The 18,384-nt window shown below is 63.3% G+C and carries 15 protein-coding genes; 4 read left to right on the top strand and 11 right to left on the bottom strand.

Annotated elements, in window-relative coordinates:
- Positions 1–79: 79 nt before the first annotated feature.
- From pheA to mtnA, 4 genes are all read right to left on the bottom strand, one after another.
- Positions 80–1,174, bottom strand: coding sequence for a prephenate dehydratase (gene pheA, locus DV532_RS06570; RefSeq protein ID WP_016485356.1), 1,095 nt, complete (start codon positions 1,172–1,174; stop codon positions 80–82).
- Complete coding sequence (serC, locus tag DV532_RS06565) at positions 1,174–2,259, bottom strand: 3-phosphoserine/phosphohydroxythreonine transaminase (RefSeq protein WP_056807565.1); 1,086 nt, start codon at positions 2,257–2,259, stop codon at positions 1,174–1,176. Before serC ends, pheA begins: the two co-directional genes overlap by 1 nt.
- Positions 2,260–2,388: 129 nt before the next feature.
- A complete protein-coding gene (gene gyrA / locus DV532_RS06560) occupies positions 2,389–5,154 on the bottom strand; it encodes a DNA gyrase subunit A (protein ID WP_056807356.1) in 2,766 nt (921 codons plus the stop codon).
- Between the two features lie 363 nt (positions 5,155–5,517).
- A complete protein-coding gene (gene mtnA, locus DV532_RS06555; RefSeq protein WP_056807358.1) occupies positions 5,518–6,594 on the bottom strand; it encodes an S-methyl-5-thioribose-1-phosphate isomerase in 1,077 nt (358 codons plus the stop codon).
- Between the two features lie 110 nt (positions 6,595–6,704).
- On the opposite strand from mtnA, the gene ubiG reads away from it, so the two are divergent.
- The 3 genes from ubiG to DV532_RS06540 are packed head-to-tail and all read left to right on the top strand — an operon-like array spanning position 6,705 to position 8,877.
- Positions 6,705–7,403: a bifunctional 2-polyprenyl-6-hydroxyphenol methylase/3-demethylubiquinol 3-O-methyltransferase UbiG gene (gene ubiG / locus DV532_RS06550; protein WP_056807361.1), complete on the top strand. Its 699-nt coding sequence runs from the start codon at positions 6,705–6,707 to the stop codon at positions 7,401–7,403.
- A gap of 2 nt (positions 7,404–7,405) precedes the next feature.
- Positions 7,406–8,077 carry an N-acetylmuramic acid 6-phosphate phosphatase MupP gene (mupP, locus tag DV532_RS06545; RefSeq protein ID WP_056807363.1) on the top strand — a complete coding sequence of 224 codons (672 nt, stop codon included), beginning with the start codon at positions 7,406–7,408 and terminating at the stop codon, positions 8,075–8,077.
- Between the two features lie 59 nt (positions 8,078–8,136).
- Positions 8,137–8,877: a YciK family oxidoreductase gene (locus DV532_RS06540; RefSeq protein ID WP_056807366.1), complete on the top strand. Its 741-nt coding sequence runs from the start codon at positions 8,137–8,139 to the stop codon at positions 8,875–8,877.
- A 51-nt stretch (positions 8,878–8,928) separates the two neighbouring features.
- Here DV532_RS06540 and DV532_RS06535 read toward each other — a convergent pair whose 3' ends face one another.
- From DV532_RS06535 to DV532_RS06505, 7 genes are all read right to left on the bottom strand, one after another.
- Positions 8,929–9,714, bottom strand: a complete 786-nt coding sequence (locus DV532_RS06535; RefSeq protein ID WP_056807369.1) for a TenA family transcriptional regulator — start codon at positions 9,712–9,714, stop codon at positions 8,929–8,931.
- A 30-nt stretch (positions 9,715–9,744) separates the two neighbouring features.
- Complete coding sequence (locus DV532_RS06530; RefSeq protein ID WP_056807371.1) at positions 9,745–12,201, bottom strand: EAL domain-containing protein; 2,457 nt, start codon at positions 12,199–12,201, stop codon at positions 9,745–9,747.
- Positions 12,202–12,298: 97 nt separating this feature from the next.
- Entirely contained in the window at positions 12,299–14,131 is a 1,833-nt protein-coding gene (locus tag DV532_RS06525; protein WP_056807374.1) for an ABC transporter ATP-binding protein, read from the bottom strand.
- On the bottom strand, positions 14,124–14,756 hold the full coding sequence (locus tag DV532_RS06520; RefSeq protein ID WP_056807377.1) for a DsbA family protein: 633 nt from the start codon (positions 14,754–14,756) through the stop codon (positions 14,124–14,126). Before DV532_RS06520 ends, DV532_RS06525 begins: the two co-directional genes overlap by 8 nt.
- A 3-nt stretch (positions 14,757–14,759) precedes the next feature.
- Entirely contained in the window at positions 14,760–15,692 is a 933-nt protein-coding gene (locus DV532_RS06515; protein ID WP_056807379.1) for a rhodanese-related sulfurtransferase, read from the bottom strand.
- Positions 15,693–15,879: 187 nt separating this feature from the next.
- Positions 15,880–16,176, bottom strand: coding sequence for a BolA family transcriptional regulator (locus DV532_RS06510; RefSeq protein ID WP_056807382.1), 297 nt, complete (start codon positions 16,174–16,176; stop codon positions 15,880–15,882).
- A 10-nt stretch (positions 16,177–16,186) separates the two neighbouring features.
- Positions 16,187–16,711, bottom strand: a complete 525-nt coding sequence (locus DV532_RS06505) for a DUF2059 domain-containing protein (RefSeq protein WP_003252642.1) — start codon at positions 16,709–16,711, stop codon at positions 16,187–16,189.
- A gap of 155 nt (positions 16,712–16,866) precedes the next feature.
- Between DV532_RS06505 and DV532_RS06500 the strand changes: the two genes are divergently transcribed.
- The gene (locus tag DV532_RS06500) at positions 16,867–18,261 is read left to right on the top strand and encodes a class II fumarate hydratase (protein ID WP_056807385.1); all 1,395 of its coding nucleotides are present in this window, start codon (positions 16,867–16,869) and stop codon (positions 18,259–18,261) included.
- Positions 18,262–18,384: the final 123 nt, after the last annotated feature.

Raw genomic sequence — 18,384 nt, 5'->3', positions numbered from 1 at the left:
ACTGGTGCGAACCCTGTTCAGAAATCTAGGCAGCCTGTGAAGGCCATTGGGGCCGCGGTGCGGCCCCGGCAATCTTCGATCAAAGCACCGCCTTCGGATACGACCCCAGCACCTTCAGCGCCACAGCCTCCTGGCTGATCTGCTCGAGCACCGCCTTGATCAGCGGGTCGCGGTGGTGGCCGACGAAGTCGATGAAGAACACGTAGGTCCACTTGCCACTGCGCGACGGTCGGGTCTCGATGCGGGTCAGGTCGATGCCGTTCTGGTGGAACGGTACCAGCAGTTCGTGCAAGGCACCCGGCTTGTTGCTCATCGAAACAATGATCGAAGTCTTGTCGTCGCCGGTCGGCGGCACTTCTTGGCTGCCGATCATCAGGAAGCGCGTGGAGTTGTCCGGGCGGTCTTCGATCTTCTCGGCCAGGCGGGTCAACCCGTACAGGTTGGCCGCCATATCGCCGGCGATCGCCGCCGAGTTCCACTCACCCTTGACCCGCTTGGCCGCCTCGGCATTGCTCGACACTGCCACACGCTCCACGTTCGGGTAGTGCGCGTCCAGCCACTTGCGGCACTGGGCCAGCGACTGGGCGTGGGAGTAGATGCGGGTGATGCTGTCGGTCTTGGTGTTTTCGCCGACCAGCAGGTGGTGGTGGATACGCAGCTCGACTTCGCCGCAAATCACCATGTCGTGCTCGAGGAAGCTGTCCAGCGTGTGGCTGACGGCGCCTTCAGTGGAGTTTTCCACCGGCACCACGCCGAAGTTGACCGCACCGGCCGCTACTTCGCGGAAAACTTCGTCGATGGCCGCCATCGGCCGGCTGATCACCGCGTGGCCGAAGTGCTTCATCGCCGCCGCCTGGGTGAAGGTACCCTCAGGGCCGAGGTAGGCGATTTTCAGCGGCTCTTCCAAGGCCAGGCAGGACGACATGATTTCGCGGAACAGCCGCGCCATCTCTTCGTTACCCAGTGGCCCCTTGTTGCGCTCCATCACCCGCTTGAGCACGGCAGCTTCACGCTCGGGGCGGTAGAACACCGGCTTCTCGCCCTCTTTCAGCGAGGCGGTCTTGACCCGGGCGACTTCTTCAGCGCAACGGGCGCGGTCGCTGATCAGCTCGAGGATTTTCTCGTCGAGGCTGTCGATACGCACGCGCAGCGCCTTGAGCTCCTGTTCGGACATCAAGCGTGCTCCTTCTCGAATTCGGCCATGTAGCCAACCAGCGCTTCAACCGCTTCCAGGCCCAGCGCGTTGTAGATGGAAGCGCGCATGCCACCCACCGAACGGTGCCCCTTGAGGTTGAGCAGGCCACGGGCGTCGGCGCCGGCGAGGAAAGCCTTGTCCAGGCGCTCGTCAGCCAGGCGGAACGGCACGTTCATCCACGAACGCGCGTTGTGGCTGATCGGGTTGGTGTAAAACGCGCTGTTGTCGATGAAGCCATACAGGCGCTCTTTTTTGGCGCGGTTGCGCTGCTCCATGGCCTCGACGCCACCCTGCTCTTTCAGCCACTCGAACACCAGGCCCGAGAGGTACCAGGAGTAGGTGGCCGGGGTGTTGTACATCGAGCCGTTGTCGGCCGAGACCTTGTAGTCGAGCATGGTCGGGCAGTGGCTACGGGCGCGGCCCAGCAGGTCTTCGCGGACGATTACCACCACCAGGCCGCTTGGGCCGATGTTTTTCTGCGCACCGGCGTAGATCAGGCCGTACTGCGACACGTCGATCGGGCGCGAGAGGATGTCGGACGACATGTCGACCACCAGCGGCACGTCACCGGTCTCGGGCACCCAGTCAAACTGCAGGCCACCGATGGTCTCGTTGGACGCATAGTGCACGTACGCCGCGTTTTTGCTCAGGTTCCACTCGTTCTGGCCGGGGATAGCCAGGTAGTCGTAGGGCTTGGCGCTGGCGGCGACATTGACGTTGCCGAAGCGGCGCGCTTCCTCGATGGCCTTCTTCGACCAGATACCGGTCTCGATGTAGTCGGCGGTACCGTTTTCCGGCAGCAGGTTGAGCGGAATTTCGGCGAACTGCTGGCTGGCGCCGCCCTGCAGGAACAGCACCTTGTAGTTGGAGGGGACGGCCAGCAGGTCACGCAGGTCCTGCTCGGCCTTTTCGGCGATGGCCACGTAATCGTCGCTGCGATGGCTCATCTCCATCACCGACAAGCCCTTGCCATGCCAGTCCAGCATCTCGGCCTGGGCGCGCTGCAACACAGCGTCAGGAAGCGCGGCAGGGCCTGCGCAGAAGTTAAAGGCTCGTTTGCTCACATCCACTCTCGCTCTAATAGATCTAAACAGCTAGTTCTGCAGGAACCCTGTGGCAGCGGGCCAGGCATTGCCCGGCCTAATCAGTCAAACGGGGCGACCTTGGTCGCCCCGTTTGGGTTCTACGCTTGCTTACTCTTGCGGTGCCTCTTCGGCGCCGGCAGCATCTTCGTTATCTGGCGCTTCCGCCTCGACACCTTCCTCGCCCACCTCGATTACCTCATCGAGGTCTTCCTCGGACGGCTCCTGGATCCGCTCCAGGCCCACCAACGTCTCGTCAGCGGCCAGCTTGATCAGGGTAACGCCCTGGGTGTTACGGCTCAGGCTGGACACTTCGCCAACGCGGGTACGCACCAACGTGCCCTGGTCGGAGATCAGCATGATCTCCTCCCCATCATGCACCTGGATAGCACCAATCAGCAGGCCGTTGCGCCCTTTGGTACCCATGGCAATCACGCCCTGGCCACCACGGCCGCGACGCGGGAACTTGGACAGCGGGGTGCGCTTGCCAAAGCCACGCTCGGAGGCGGTAAGAATTTGCGCGCCCGACTCCGGGATCAGCATCGAAATGATCTGCTGCCCCTTGCCCAGCTTCATGCCGCGCACGCCACGGGCGGTACGGCCCATTTCCCGCACCACGCTCTCGGCGAAGCGGATGACCTTGCCAGCGTCAGAGAACATCATGACTTCTTTGGCGCCGTCGGTGATGGCCGCCGCAATCAAGGTGTCGCCTTCTTTCAGCTTCAAGGCAATCAGGCCGTTGGAGCGCGGACGGGCGAACTGCACCAGCGGGGTCTTCTTGACGGTACCGGAAGCAGTGGCCATGAAGATGTACGCGCCGGTCGGCTCGGCCACCCACTCCGGGGTGTCGCCGTCTTCTTCGTCGACTTCTTCGGCTTCTACCAGCTCACCCTCGAGCACGGTGTCATCAGCCTCTTCCAGCTCTTCGTCGAGGTCGGCGTTTTGCTGCAGCGCTTCGAGGTCAATCTGCAGCATGGCGGTGATGCGCTCACCCTCCTCCAGCGGCAACAGGTTGACCAGCGGGCGCCCACGAGCAGCACGGGACGCTTCGGGGATTTCGTAGGTCTTTTTCCAGTACACCTTGCCCTTGCTGGAGAACAGCAACAGGGTGGCGTGGCTATTGGCGACCAACAGGTGTTCGATGTAATCCTCGTCCTTCACGCCGGTCGCCGACTTGCCTTTGCCGCCGCGGCGCTGGGCCTGGTAAGCGGACAATGGCTGGGTCTTGGCATAACCACCGTGGGAGATGGTGACCACGCGCTCTTCCTCCGGGATCATGTCGCCGTAGTTGAGGTCGTGGCTGGCATTGAGGATTTCGGTGCGGCGGGCATCGCCGTACTCGGCGCGAATGGCTTCCAGCTCTTCGCGGATCACTTCCATCAGGCGCTCGGCGCTGCTGAGGATGCGGATCAGCTCGCCAATCTGCTCGAGGATTTCCTGGTACTCGGCCAGCAGCTTCTCGTGCTCCAGGCCGGTCAGGCGGTGCAGGCGCAGGTCGAGAATGGCCTGGGCCTGCTCTGGCGACAGGAAGTACTTGCCGTCATGCAGGCCATACTGCTCTGGCAGGTCCTCAGGGCGGCAGGAATCGGCGCCGGCGCGCTCGACCATGACCTGCACGGCACTGGATTCCCACGGCGTGGACACCAGGGCTTCCTTGGCTTCGGACGGGGTCGGCGAGGCCTTGATCAGGGCGATGACCGGGTCGATGTTGGACAGCGCGACCGCCTGGCCTTCAAGGATGTGCCCGCGTTCACGGGCCTTGCGCAGTTCGAACACGGTACGGCGGGTCACCACTTCACGGCGGTGACGGACGAACGCTTCGAGCAGGTCCTTGAGGTTGAGCAGGCGCGGGCGGCCGTCGACAAGGGCAACCACGTTGATGCCGAACACGCTCTGCAGCTGGGTTTGCTGGTAGAGGTTGTTCAGCACCACCTCCGGCACCTCGCCGCGACGCAGCTCGATCACGATACGCATGCCGTCCTTGTCGGACTCGTCGCGCAGCTCGGTGATGCCTTCGATTTTCTTCTCTTTTACCAGCTCGGCGATCTTTTCGATCAAGCGCGCTTTGTTCAGCTGGTATGGCAGCTCGGTGACGACGATCTGCTGGCGGCCGCCGACCTTGTCGATGTCTTCGATTTCGGAGCGGGCGCGCATGTAGATGCGGCCACGGCCGGTACGATAGGCCTCGATGATGCCCTGGCGGCCGTTGATGATGCCGGCAGTCGGGAAGTCTGGGCCAGGAATGAACTGCATCAGCTCATCGATGGTGACTTCCGGATTTTCGATCAGTGCCAGGCAGCCATCGATGACTTCACCGAGGTTGTGTGGCGGAATGTTGGTCGCCATGCCCACGGCGATACCGCTGGAGCCGTTGACCAGCAGGTTGGGAATACGCGTCGGCATGACCGCCGGGATTTGCTCGGTACCGTCGTAGTTGGGCACCCAGTCGACGGTTTCTTTGTGCAGATCGGCCAGCAGCTCGTGGGCCAACTTGGTCATGCGCACTTCGGTGTATCGCATGGCCGCGGCGTTGTCGCCGTCCACCGAACCGAAGTTGCCCTGGCCGTCGACCAGCAGGTAGCGCAGCGAGAACGGCTGGGCCATACGCACGATGGTGTCGTAGACCGCGGTGTCGCCGTGCGGGTGATACTTACCGATCACGTCACCGACCACACGGGCGGATTTCTTGTACGGTTTGTTCCAGTCGTTGCCCAGTTCGCTCATCGCATAGAGAACGCGACGATGCACGGGCTTCAAGCCGTCACGCGCATCGGGCAGCGCTCGCCCGACAATCACGCTCATCGCGTAGTCGAGGTAAGACTGTCTCAGTTCGTCTTCGATATTGACCGGGAGGATTTCTTTGGCCAGTTCGCCCATGAGAAGCCTGATTCCTTTTTCTGGTGAAACTTCGCAGCTCCATCAAGGGCCGAACGAAGCTCGCCGCCGCAGCGCATAAGGGTGCGACGACTTACGACAAATCAATGAGTTGTGCCATGGATCTGCGCAATATAGGCCGCCGTGATGGGCGGTCTTGGAAACTGCCGGATGTTATCACAAAGGCAGGGGCGGTGGGGAGATGTACCGGGTAGCCCGAAGCGGGTTTGAATCTTGATTTTTTATTGCCTGTACCGGCCTCTTCGCGGGTGAACCCGCCCCTACAGGGATATCACAAGGCCTGGGGGCACGAGGCTCATGTAGGAGCGGGTTTACCCGCGAAGAGGCGGCACAGGCATACAAAAATCAGTGCAGGCGCTTGCGGCACATCAGTTGCGCCAACTTGGCGGTGTCCGGGCGCTCGACGATACCGCGCTCGGTCACGATCACGTCGATCAGATCAGCCGGGGTCACGTCGAACACCGGGTTGAACACCTCGACATCCGGCGCCACCCGGGTACCGCCAATGTCCAGCAACTCGTCGGCGGCGCGCTCTTCGAGCGGGATGTCCTCACCCGTGGCCAGGTTGAGGTCGATGCTGGTACTCGGCGCCACCACCATGAAGCGCACACCGTGATGCATGGCGCTGACCGCCAGTTGGTAGGTGCCGATCTTGCTGGCCACATCGCCGTTGGCGGCAATGCAGTCCGCGCCCACCACCACCCAGGTAATGCCCTTGGTTTTCATCAGGTGAGCCAGCGCCGAGTCGGCGCACAGGGTCACCGGGATGCCTTCGTTGGCCAGCTCCCAGGCGGTCAGACGCGCGCCCTGCAGCCAAGGGCGGGTTTCGCCGGCATACACCCGCTCCACCATGCCCTCCAGGTAGCCAGCGCGGATCACCCCCAGCGCGGTGCCGAAGCCACCGCTGGCCAGGGCACCGGCATTGCCGTAGGTGAGCAGAGCCTGGGCGTTGCCCTGGTGGCGCCGGATCAGTTCGATGCCCTGCTGGGCCATGGTCAGGTTGGCTTCACGGTCGCTTTCGTGGATAGCCACCGCTTCGGCCTCCAGCGCCGCCAACACGTTTTCGTCCGGGCGCAGGCGCTGCAGGCGCTCACGCATGCGGTTCAGCGCCCAAAACAGGTTGGCAGCGGTAGGGCGCGCCTCGGCCAGGATGAGAAAATCCTCTTCCAGGTCCATCTCCCAGTCGCCGCCCTCGGCCAGCCGCTCTTCCAGGGCCAGCACCAAGCCATAAGCCGCGGCAATACCAATGGCTGACGCGCCACGCACGGCCATGTCGCGGATCGCCGCCGCCACCTGCGTGACAGTGTCGCAGGCCAGCCAGCGTTCCTCCGACGGCAGCAGGCGCTGGTCGAGCAGGTGCAAGATGCCGCCCTGCCAGCGGATCCCGGTCACCTTCTCCGCCGCCAAAAGTCGCTCGCGCATCGCCTCTCCCCGTCGTTTGGATATCAAAAGCCGGCGATTATAGCGACCCTCGGGGCCAAGCGCTCGGGTATACTCCGGCGCAATTTTGCGAAGTTTCAGAGGACTGTTCAATGAGCAACGTCGACCGCGCCGAAATCGCCAAGTTCGAAGCGCTGGCCCACCGCTGGTGGGACCGCGAAAGCGAGTTCAAGCCGCTGCACGAAATCAACCCACTGCGCGTCAACTGGATCGACGAACGCGCCAGCCTGGCCGGCAAGAAGGTGCTGGACGTGGGCTGCGGCGGCGGCATCCTCAGCGAGGCCATGGCCCTGCGCGGCGCGACGGTCACCGGTATCGACATGGGCGAGGCACCGCTGGCCGTGGCCCAGTTGCACCAGCTGGAGTCGGGCGTGCAGGTGGAGTACCGGCAGATCACCGCCGAAGCCTTGGCCGAAGAAATGCCTGAACAGTTCGACGTGGTGACCTGCCTGGAAATGCTCGAACACGTGCCCGACCCGTCCTCGGTCATTCGCGCCTGCTACCGCATGGTCAAGCCTGGCGGCCAGGTGTTCTTCTCCACCATCAACCGCAACCCCAAGGCCTACCTGCTGGCCATCGTCGGCGCCGAGTACATCCTGAAGATGCTGCCGCGTGGCACCCACGACTTCAAGAAGTTCATCCGCCCGTCCGAACTGGGCGCCTGGAGCCGCGATGCCGGCCTGCAGGTGAAGGACATCATCGGCCTGACCTACAACCCGCTGACCAAGCACTACAAGCTCAGCAGCGACGTCGACGTCAACTACATGATCCAGACCCTGCGCGAGGCATGAGCATGCGTTTGCAAGCAGTACTCTTCGACATGGACGGCACCTTGCTCGACACGGCACCGGACTTCATCGCCATCTGCCAGGCCATGCTCACCGAGCGTGGCCTGCCGGCCGTTGACGACAACCTGATCCGCGGCGTGATTTCGGGCGGTGCCCGCGCCATGGTTGCAGCCACTTTTGCCATGGCCCCCGAGGCCGAGGGTTTCGAGGCCCTGCGCCAGGAGTTCCTGGAGCGCTACCAGCGCGACTGCGCCGTGCACAGCAAGCTGTTCGATGGCATGGCCGAGCTGCTGGCCGACATCGAGAAAGGCAACCTGCTGTGGGGCGTGGTCACCAACAAGCCGGTGCGCTTCGCCGAGCCGATCATGCAGCAGCTGGGCCTGGCCGAGCGTTCGGCGCTGCTGATTTGCCCGGACCACGTGAAAAACAGCAAGCCCGACCCCGAGCCGCTGATCCTGGCCTGCAAAACCCTGAACCTGGACCCGGCCAGCGTGCTGTTCGTCGGCGACGACCTGCGCGACATCGAGTCAGGCCGCGATGCCGGCACCCGCACGGCGGCAGTGCGCTACGGCTATATTCATCCAGAGGACAACCCCAACAACTGGGGCGCCGACGTGGTGGTGGACCACCCGTTGGACCTGCGCAAAGTGATCGACAGCGCGCTGTGCGGCTGCTGAGTAGCCACGGCTGACGCCCGCTCCCACAAGGTCTGTCGCGCCATAAAAAGGGAATAGATATGTTCGACTACACCGCCCGCCCCGGCCTGCTGCAAGGCCGGGTCATCCTGGTTACCGGTGCCGGCCGCGGCATCGGCGCCGCTGCCGCCAAGGCCTATGCCGCGCTAGGGGCTACCGTGCTGCTGCTGGGCAAGACCGAGGCCAACCTCAACGAGGTCTACGACCAGATCGAAGCTGCCGGGCACCCGCAACCAGTGGTAATTCCGTTCAACCTGGAAACCGCCCTGCCCCACCAGTACGACGAACTGGCGGTGATGATCGAGGACCAATTCGGCCGCCTCGACGGCTTGCTCAACAACGCCTCGATCATTGGCCCGCGCACGCCGCTGGAGCAGCTGTCGGGCGACAACTTCATGCGGGTGATGCACATCAACGTCGATGCCACCTTCATGCTCACCAGCACCTTGTTGCCGCTGCTGAAGCTGTCGGAAGACGCGTCGGTGGTGTTCACCAGCAGTAGCGTGGGGCGCAAGGGCCGGGCCTACTGGGGCGCTTACGGGGTGTCGAAGTTCGCCACCGAGGGCCTCATGCAAACCTTGGCTGACGAACTGGAAGGCGTAGCGCCGGTGCGCTCCAACAGCATCAACCCGGGCGCCACGCGCACGGCAATGCGCGCCCAGGCGTACCCCAGCGAGAACCCGCAGAGCAACCCACTGCCTGAAGAGATCATGCCGGTGTACCTGTACTTGATGGGGCCGGACAGCAAAGCGGTGAACGGGCAGGCGTTCAACGCCCAGTAAGCCTGCCCTGGCCTCTTCGCGGGCACGCCCGCGAAGAGGCTAAAGCAGGTATCAGCCCGCCGCCAACGCCGGGCGCATACGCCCCTGCTGGCGCCCTTCCAGCTGCATGCACCGTTCCAGGAACAGGTACATGCAGTCATAACTCTTGCAAATCGCCCTGCGCAGTTCGTTGCGCAGCCCCAGGGTCGGGTTCTCGCCGGCCAGGGTGCAGATGATCTCCAACGCCTCCCACGGGTGCGCGTCATCATATTGGGCATGCATCTTCAACCACTTCATCGCCCGTTTGCGTTGGTCCTCCGGGAAGCCCAGCGCATAGGTGTCGGTCGAGCACACCACCGCCGACCATTCCCCAGTCGCGCCTTCGATGGCGTAGTTGGTCGCCGCCATGGAAATGGCCAGGTTCTCGGTGGCGCACACGCGCCAGCACCAGTCGTTCAGGCCATTCAGCTCAGGCGGCACCTCCTGGGCCTGCAACTGATGCAGGTGCACACCGTGCGCCTGGCACCAGTTCACCCAGTAGTCGGCATGGTTGAGCTCGACGCGGATGTTGCGCATCAACCAGCGCCGTGCCATGTCTTCGCCCTGGTGGCGGCCATAGCGGGTCTTGGTCAGGTTGTGAGCCATGTACAGCGAGAACTGCTCCACCACCGGCCAGCCACCGATCAGGTACTGGCGAATGGTCGACTGTTTCAGCTGGCCGTCGCGCAGGCGCGCATAAAACTCATGTTCAACCACCCGGCGCTTGCTCTCGCGGCAGTCTTCGATCAATTGCTGGGCCCATTGAGGGTAGCTGGCGGGGTCCATCAAAGGCCCGATACGAACGAATGCATCAATCACTTTCAGCTCCTTGATCCTTGTGATGTGTAGCTAGCGAAACGTGCCAGGCGCCCGCTGCAACAGAGGCCGGGTGGCGATCCGTTGGCGCTGCAGACTGTCACAGGTGAACACCTGGGGGCGTTCGATCAGGTAGCCCTGGGCGTAATCCACGCCAATTTCCTGCAAGGCCTGCTCGATCAAGGGTGTTTCGACGAATTCGGCAATGGTGCGCTTACCCATTACGTGGCCGATGTGGTTGATGACCTCGACCATGGCCCGGTTGACCGGGTCGTCGAGCATGTCCTTGACGAAACTGCCGTCGATCTTCAGGTAATCCACGGGCAAGTGCTTGAGATAGGCAAACGAGGACATGCCAGCGCAGAAGTCGTCGAGCGAGAAGCGGCAACCCAGCCCCTTCAACTCGTTGATAAAGCGAATGGCACTGCCCAGGTTGGCGATGGCGCTGGTTTCGGTGATTTCAAAACAGATCATGCGCGGCGGAATGGCGTACTCGACGAACAGCCGCTGCAGGTATTCAAGGAACTTGTCGTCACCAATGCTCGACCCCGACAGGTTGATCGCGCAGACCGACAACGGCCCTTCCCGCCCTTCATCAAGGCACTGGCGGATCACCAGAAACACATTGCGCACCACCCAGCGGTCCAGCGCGGTCATCAGGCCGTAGCGTTCAGCCGCCGGGATAAAGCTGTTGGGCAGGATGGTGCGGCCGCTTTCGTCGTGCAGGCGCAGCAGGATCTCGATATGGCCCGGGCCTTCGAAGGTTTTCAGCGGAGCGATTTCCTGGGCGTACAGGCAGAAGCGGTTTTCTTCCAGGGCCACATGCAGGCGCTGGATCCAGGCCATTTCGCCAAAGCGCATGGACAGCTCGCTGTCATCGGCGTGGTACACCTGCACGCGGTTGCGGCCTTTTTCCTTGGCCATGTAGCAGGCCATGTCGGCGGCGCGCAGCGAGGCTTCCAGGGTGCCGGGGGCCTGGGCCATGTGCACCAGGCCGATACTGACCGTGGTCACGAACGGCCGCCCCTTCCACACGAAGTGCAGGCTCTGCACCATCTGGCGTAACTGCTCGGCAATGCGCTCGGCTTGGTCGCCCGGGCAGTTTTCCAGCAATACGCCGAATTCATCGCCGCCCAAGCGGGCCAGGGTGTCACCTTCGCGCAGGCCGGATTGCAGCACCGCACAAATGTGCCGCAGCAACTCGTCACCGGCGGCATGCCCGCAGGTGTCGTTGACCAGCTTGAACTGATCGAGGTCGAGGAACATCAGCGAATGCCGCCCAACCTGGCGCGCCAGGTCATTGAGGGCCTGCTCCAGGCGGTATTCGAATTCGCGGCGGTTGGCCAACCCGGTCAAGGCGTCATGGGTGGCCTGCCAGGACAGGTTGGCAATGTACTGGCGCTCCTGGGTCATGTCGTGCAGCACCAGCACGATTCCGCTGACCTGGCCGTCATTGACGATGGGCGAGCCGACCAGGTTGATCGACACGGTGCTACCGTCCAGGCGCTGGATCAGCCGGGCATGCTCGGCACCGCCCTGGAGGCTGCCGCTGAGCACCTGCTCGACCAAGCTGCGGCCATCTTCCTCGGCTTGTTCATCCACCAGGCTGAACAACGCCGACAGCGGCAGGCCAAGGGCCTGGCCGGCCTGCCAATGGGTCAATTGCTCGGCGGCCGGGTTCATGTAGCCGATAGCGCCTTCCACATCGGTGGTAATCACCGCATCGCCGATGGCCTGCAGGGTAATCTGCGCCCGCTCCTTTTCCTCCTGCAGGGCACTGGCAAAGGCCTGGCGCTGGGCCAGCAGCTTGCTGGAACGGCGCCAGGCAATGGTGATCAGGAACAGCGCGGTCAGCAGGTTGGTGATGAGCAGCACCCGCAGCAACATGCGCGAGCCTTCACCCAGCGCATCGCTGAACGCCTTGGCGGCCGGGGTGACCCCTTCGTTGATGGTCACGATGCGGGCCTTCCAGTCGCTTACCGTGCGGGCATCAACCTGGCCAACGGCGAAGCTGCCGCGCATCTCGATGGCCAGCATGTCCAGCTTGGCCAGGTAGTCGTCGCCGATGTCCCAATAGTCGATGGCCGTCTGCATGTAGCTGACATTGCGGAAGTTGCGGTAGAACCAAATGATCCGCTCGACATCGTCGGGGTGGTTACCGCCCTGCAACACGGCCTGGCGCGCGGCATCCAGGTCAGGCCTGGGCTGGTCGAGCACCTCGCGCAGGCGGTGGTCGCCCTGGGGCACGGTGATTGCCTGGCGATAGCGCTGATAGACGCTGTCGTCACGGGTCTCGGCGTACAGGTTGAGGTAGTAGATAGCGTCTTTTTGCGCCTTCGACCACAGGCTTTCGCCGGCGACATAGGCGCGCACGGCCGAAAGCGTATAAAGGCTGAGGCTACCCAGCGCCACCTGGAAGACCACAACGGCGATGAAGGGCCAGGTAATACCGAGCAACTTTGGCGCTTCTAGAGTGCGATGTCCCTTCATGGAGTCCCTGTCACAGAGCAGATAAGGCGCAAATCAACCCAGACAAGCACAGCGTAGGCCATTTGCCATCGCCGTGATTGGGTTTTTTATGACAGGTTCAGCTCTGCTGCAGGTGCCCATACAGCTTGGCATACAACCCACCCTCAGCAATCAGCTGCTGGTGGTCGCCATCTTCGGCCACATGCCCGCCGTCGAACACTAGCACCCGGTCGGCCTGTTTCACTGCCGACAGGCGGTGGGCGATGATCAGTGTGGTGCGGCCGCTGAGGAAGCGCGCCAGGGCCTGGTGCAGGTTGTACTCGGTGGCGGCATCCAGCGCCGAAGTGGCTTCGTCGAGGATCACCACCTTAGGCTCGGCCAGTACCATGCGGGCAATCGCCAGGCGCTGGCGCTGGCCACCGGACAAGCGCACGCCGGAGCGCCCCACCACGCTGTCCAGGCCTTGCGGCAACGCGGCGATGGTGGCATCCAGCTGGGCGATGCGCAGCGCCTGCCAGCAGGCCTCGTCGCTGCAGTCGCGGCCCATGGTCAGGTTGGCTCGCACGCTGTCGTTGAACAACGACGGGTGCTGCAGCACCACCGCGACGTTTTCGCGCAGGGTTTCCAGGCCGATCTCCTGCAAGCTGGCACCGCCAAAGCGGATGGTCCCAGCCTGGGCGCTGTACAGGCCCAGCAACAGTTGCACCAGGGTGCTCTTGCCGCCACCGCTGGCACCGACGATTGCCACCTTCTCGCCCGGGGCGATAGACAGGTCGAGGTGCTCGAGCACCGGCTCGTCAGCATAGGCAAAACGCAAGTCGCGCACTTCGATGCCCACCGTCTCGCGGCCGGCAAACGGGTCGCTGGCGGCCGGGTATTGCGGCTCGTCGGCACGCGCCAGCAGCTCGTTGAGGCGGCTTAGCGCTCCGCCGGCGGCATAATAGGCGTATTGCAGGTTGAGCAACTGCTCCACAGGGCCAATCATGAACCACAGGTAGCTGAACACCGCCAGCATCTGGCCAATCGACAGGTCGGAGAACAGCACGGTGAGCATCGCTGCCGCGCGAAAGATGTCGATGCCGAACTGGAACAGCAGGCCACTGGCGCGGCCGCTGGCATCGCTCTTCCATTGCGAGTCCACGGCATAGTCGCGCACTTCGCGGGCACGCAGGCCCAAACGGCCAAGGAAATAGCCCTGGCGGTTGCCGGCGCGGATTTCCTGAATGGCGTCGAGGGTTTCCGCCAGCGCCTGGGTAAACCGCGCGGTGCTGTCGTTTTCGAGTTTTTTCAGGTGTTTGACGCGCTTGCCCAACTGCACGGTGAAGTAGATCACCAGCGGGTTGAACAGCAGGATCAGCAAGGCCAGCTGCCAATGCATCCAGATCAGGATGGCCGCCGTACCGGTCAGGGTCAGCATGGCAACCAAGAAGCGGCTAAGGGTTTCGCCAACGAACTTGTCGAGGGTGTCCAGGTCGGTGACCAGGTGGGTGGTCACCGTGCCGCTGCCGAGGCTTTCGTATTCCTTCAGCGAAATACGCTTGAGCCGCTCGATCAGGCGAATGCGCAGGCGGTACACGATGTCTTTGGCCAAGCCGGCGAACAGCTTGGCCTGGAGTACGTTGAACGCCAGTGCGGCCAGGCGCAAGCACAGAGTAAGTGCGAGCATCAGGCCGATATAACCGGCGGCCACTTGCCAGTTGGACGGCAGCAGCTGGTTCATCCACTTCAACGCAGCATCGCCATGGCCGAGCAACACTTCGTCCACCAGCAGCGGCAGCAGCAACGGGATAGGCACGCTGCAGCAAGCCGCCAATACGGCAATCAGGTTGGCGGACCAGAGGTTTTTCTTGTGATGCAGGGCCAGGCGGCGGATTTCCGCCCAGCTCAGTCGATCGGCCACAGTGTGAGGCTTGCCCGGCACCGGGTCGGGTGACCCAGGCACATCAAGCACACGCGGCCTGCTGCAGCCAGCGGCCGAGCAAGGGCTGCAGGCGCTCCAACGGCTGGTAGCCGTTGGTCAGCAGGGCCAGTTGGCCCTTACGCTCGGCCAGCAGCGTGGGGAAGCCGGCGATGCCGAGGTCTTGGGCCCAGGCAAAATCGGCCACGGTGGCGGCGCGAGTGGCGGCGCGGGCAAAGGCCTCGGCGAACACGGCGCGGTCGAAACCGGCCTGTTCGGCCAACTCGACCAGCTGCGGGGCAATGGTCACATCCACGCTCTGTTGGTAGAACGAACGCTGGATCAGCGCCAGCAGCGGCCAGACGCGCTCGGCGTCCAACTCGCGGGCAGTGACCAGAGCCCGGCACGCAGGCTCGGTATCGTAGACGAAGCCATCGGGCATGGCCCCCTCGAAGCGGAACGGCTGCGCAGTGGCTTCGGCCACCGCCTGCCAGTGTTCGAGGATGTATTTGCGGGTGGAGCTGTCCAAGGCGCTGCCGCCGCTGCGCAACCCGCCAACCACCAGCTGGGTGGGCACGCCTGCCTCACGCGCCTGGGCGATCAAGGCCTCGGCCACGGGGGCAAAACCCCAGCACCAAGAGCACATCGGGTCCATCACATAGATCAGGCGTGCAGGCATGCATCAAGCCTCGGCTTTGTAGTTGTAACCGATCGGGTGCGGCAGGTTGCGGGCCTTGGCCAGCTCGATCTGCTTTTGCCGGTCGATGGCGCTACGCCGGGTTTTCTCGCTCAGGGTGTCCCAGCAATGCGGGCAGCTGACCCCTGGCGAATAGTGCTCGGACGCGCGCTCCTCTGCATTGATTGGGTGGCGGCAGGCATGGCACTGGTCGTACTCGCCTTCGCTCAGGTCATGGCGCACCGTGACGCGGTTGTCGAAGACGAAGCAGTCGCCGTCCCACAGGCTTTGTTCCTGAGGCACTTCCTCGAAGTATTTCAGGATGCCGCCCTTAAGATGATAGACCGCCTCGAAGCCTTCACCGAGCATGTAGCTGGAAGCTTTTTCGCAACGAATGCCACCGGTGCAGAACATGGCAACCTTCTTGTGCTTGCTGGGGTCGAAGTTGGCCTTGATGTAGTCGGGGAACTCGCGGAAGGTTTCAGTCTTCGGGTCGATGGCGCCCTTGAAGGTGCCAATGGCCACTTCGTAGTCGTTGCGGGTGTCGATCAGCAGTACTTCCGGGTCGCTGATCAGCGCGTTCCAGTCCTTGGGTTCAACGTAGGTGCCCACTGCCTGGTTCGGGTCCACGCCCGGTACGCCGAGGGTGACGATCTCTTTCTTGAGCTTGACCTTGGTGCGGTAGAACGGCTGTTCGTCGCAGTACGATTCCTTGTGGTCGACATCGACCAGGCGCGGGTCGTTGCGCAGCCAGGCCAGCAGGCCGTCGATGCCTTCGCGGGTGGCCGACACGGTGCCGTTGATGCCTTCGTGGGCCAGCAGCAGGGTGCCTTTGACGTCGTTGTCGAGCATGGCCTTGAGCAGTGGCTCACGCAGCTCGACGTAGTCTTGCAGGGTGACGAATTTGTACAGCGCCGCGACGACGATGGGTTGGGACATGAAGCAGGTTCTCCAGGTGGTTGCCCTCGTAAGGGGCGGACCGGGTTACACAATAAACAAGGGGCCGCTGCGCGCCCATCGCCGGCAAGCCGGCTCCCACAGGTGTGGGAGCCGGCTTGCCGGCGATGGGCTGCACAGCAGCCCCCTTTTGGGATGAAGCGGATTCTACCAGAACAACAAAAAGGTTTCAGTGCCCGCCGCCCGCGCACACCGGCGAGGCCGGCGCCACGCCAACCTTGGCCCACTCTTCGGCGGTGTAGGTGTGGATAGCCAGGGCGTGGATCTGGCCCATCAGCTCGGCCATGGTGGCGTACACCTTCTGGTGGCGCTTGACGCTGTTCAACCCAGCAAACTGCTCGCTGACGATCACTGCCTTGTAGTGGGTCTCCTGACCACGACTGTGCATGTGGCTTTCGTCGAGCACTTGCAGGTGTTGCGGCGCCAGGGCGGCCAACTGCTGTTCGATACGCTGTTGCATGGTCATCGCGGCGTACTCACTTCTTCGCTGGGGCGGCGGCCTTGCCAGCGTTAGGGTCCAGCTCCTTGGTCATGTCTTCCAGCAGCTTGTTCACCACCGGTACCGCTGGCTCCAGGCTCTGCTGGGTCAGCTGGGCCGACTGCTGGGTAACCTTGGGCATTTCGCGCAGCACTTTCTTGCCCAGCGGCGATTCGTAGAACTTGACCAGGTCCTTGAGCTCTTGCTCGGTGAAGGTCTGGGTGTACAGGTCGACCATCTTCGGCTTCAGCTTGTTCCAGCCAATGGCGTTGTCCAGGGCGGCGTTGGCCTTGGCCTGGTAGCTTTCCAGCACTGGCTGCTTGGCGGCCGGGGCCTTGGTCTGGGCGAAACGCTGGGCGAACATCTGCTGAACCTGCATGTACACCGGGGTGCCCAGCTTGTCGGCGTTGGCCAGGGTCAGGAACTTCTCGGCAGCAGCGTTGTGGCTGGCAGTGGCAGCGAGCACCTGGCCGCTGGCGCAAACCAGGGCAACGGCGGCACAAAGGACACGGAGACGGGTCATTGCATTTCCTTCAGAAGAGAGGGAGGCGGGTACCTCAGAGTAGAGCATTCTGCGCCGTGGTGGCGATGTGCTCAAGTGGCACGACGAGCGACGGAACCGCTCGGTCGAAACAGGGCCTAAACTGCGATTTCGAACTACACAGGAGTGCGTACAGAATGAGCCGTATCGAGACAGACAGCCTGGGCCCGGTCGAAGTTCCGGAGGACGCCTATTGGGGTGCGCAAACCCAGCGTTCGCTGATCAACTTCGCCATTGGCAAGGAACGCATGCCCCTCGCGGTACTGCACGCCCTGGCACTGATCAAGAAGGCCGCAGCGCGCGTCAACGACCGCAATGGCGACCTGCCGGCCGACATCGCCCGGCTGATCGAACAGGCCGCCAACGAAGTGCTGGAGGGGCAGCACGATGACCAGTTCCCGTTGGTCGTGTGGCAGACCGGCAGCGGTACCCAGAGCAACATGAACGTCAACGAGGTGATTGCCGGGCGGGCCAACGAACTGGCCGGCAAGGGCCGTGGCGGCAAGGCGCCGGTGCACCCCAACGACCACGTCAACCGCTCGCAGAGCTCCAACGACTGCTTCCCCACCGCCATGCACATTGCCGCAGCGCAGGCGGTACACGACAAGCTGCTGCCGGCCATCGCCGAACTGTCCTCCGGGCTGGCCGAGCTGTCGGCACGCCACCACAAGCTGGTAAAGACCGGCCGCACGCACATGATGGACGCCACGCCGATCACCTTCGGCCAGGAGGTGTCCGCCTTCGTTGCCCAGCTCGACTACGCCCAGCGCGCCATCCGCGCCACCCTGCCGGCGGTGTGCGAACTGGCCCAGGGCGGTACGGCAGTGGGTACCGGGCTTAACGCCCCGCATGGTTTTGCCGAAGCCATCGCCGCCGAGCTGGCGGCGTTGTCCGGCCTGCCGTTCGTCACCGCGCCGAACAAGTTTGCTGCCCTCGCCGGCCACGAGCCGCTGACCAGCCTGGCCGGTGCCCTGAAGACCCTGGCCGTGGCCCTGATGAAAATCGCCAACGACCTGCGCCTGCTGGGCTCCGGCCCGCGTGCCGGGTTGGCCGAGGTGCGCCTGCCGGCCAACGAGCCGGGCAGCTCGATCATGCCGGGCAAGGTCAACCCGACCCAGTGCGAGGCGCTGTCGATGCTGGCCTGCCAAGTGCTGGGCAACGACGCGGCCATCGGCTTTGCTGCCAGCCAGGGGCATTTGCAGCTGAACGTGTTCAAGCCGGTGATCATTCACAACCTGCTGCAGTCGATCGAATTGCTGGCTGATGGTTGCCGCAACTTCCAACAGCACTGCGTGGCAGGGATCGAGCCGGATGCCGAACAGATGGCCGCGCACCTGGAGCGCGGGTTGATGCTGGTGACGGCGTTGAACCCGCACATTGGCTATGACAAGGCGGCGGAAATTGCCAAGAAGGCTTATAGCGAGGGCAAGACCCTGCGCGAGGCGGCATTGGAGTTGAAGTACCTGACCAATGAGCAGTTCGACCAGTGGGTAAGGCCGGAGAACATGCTCGCGCCCGGAGGTAAAGGCTAAACAATCAGTTGCCTGCACCGGCCTCTTCGCGGGTAAACCCGCTCCCACAGGGAACCCACACTATTCGGCCTTGGGGTAATCCTGTGGGAGTGGGTTGACCCGCGAAGAGGCCGGTACAGGCGA

It is taken from the genome of Pseudomonas sp. Leaf58 (genome assembly GCF_003627215.1).
Taxonomy (GTDB): Bacteria; Pseudomonadota; Gammaproteobacteria; order Pseudomonadales; family Pseudomonadaceae; genus Aquipseudomonas.
Note: the sequence above shows the minus strand (reverse complement) of the source record. Positions and strands in the feature narration are given on the sequence as shown.